The 820-nt window shown below is 70.9% G+C and carries 1 protein-coding gene; it reads left to right on the top strand.

Annotated elements, in window-relative coordinates; translation table 11 throughout:
• The coding region (locus ACFPIH_RS56350; protein ID WP_417801394.1) for a transketolase-like TK C-terminal-containing protein at positions 1 to 820 on the top strand (820 nt) is incomplete at both ends.

The following is an 820-nucleotide window of genomic DNA, read 5'->3' as shown; positions in this document are numbered from 1 at the left end:
GGCGCAGTGGGAGAAGACGTTCCAGCTGTGGCGGGACGACAACACCGAGCGCGCCGCCGAGTTCGACCGGATCGCCGCGGGTGAGCTGCCGGCGGGCTGGGAGGAGAAGCTCCCGGTCTTCGAGCCCGGCAAGGGCGTCGCCACGCGTGCCGCGTCCGGCAAGGTGCTCCAGGCGCTCGGCGCGGTGATCCCGGAGCTGTGGGGCGGCTCCGCCGACCTCGCGGGCTCCAACAACACGACCATCGACAAGACGTCGTCGTTCCTCCCGGCGGACAACCCGCTGCCGGAGGCGGACCCCTACGGGCGCACCCTCCACTTCGGTATCCGCGAGCACTCCATGGCCGCGGAGATGAACGGCATCACCCTGCACGGCAACACCCGTGTCTACGGCGGTACGTTCCTGGTGTTCTCCGACTACATGCGCAACGCCGTGCGGCTGTCGGCGCTGATGCACCTGCCGGTGACGTACGTGTGGACGCACGACTCCATCGGCCTCGGCGAGGACGGCCCCACCCACCAGCCGGTCGAGCACATCGCGGCGCTGCGCGCGATCCCGGGCCTGAACGTGGTCCGCCCGGCCGACGCCAACGAGACCGTGATCGCCTGGCGCGAGATCCTGCGCCGCTACACCAAGGTCTTCGGCAAGGGCGCCCCGCACGGTCTCGCCCTCACCCGCCAGGGCGTGCCGACGTACGAGCCCAACGAGGACACGGCGAAGGGTGGCTACACCCTCTTCGACGCCTCGAACGGGACGCCCGAGGTCATCCTGATCGCGACCGGTTCCGAGGTGCACGTCGCCGTCGACGCGCGCGAGCGCCTC

The organism is Streptomyces vulcanius, from assembly GCF_042653945.1.
Taxonomy (GTDB): domain Bacteria; phylum Actinomycetota; class Actinomycetes; order Streptomycetales; family Streptomycetaceae; genus Streptomyces; species Streptomyces mangrovi.
Note: the sequence above shows the minus strand (reverse complement) of the source record. Positions and strands in the feature narration are given on the sequence as shown.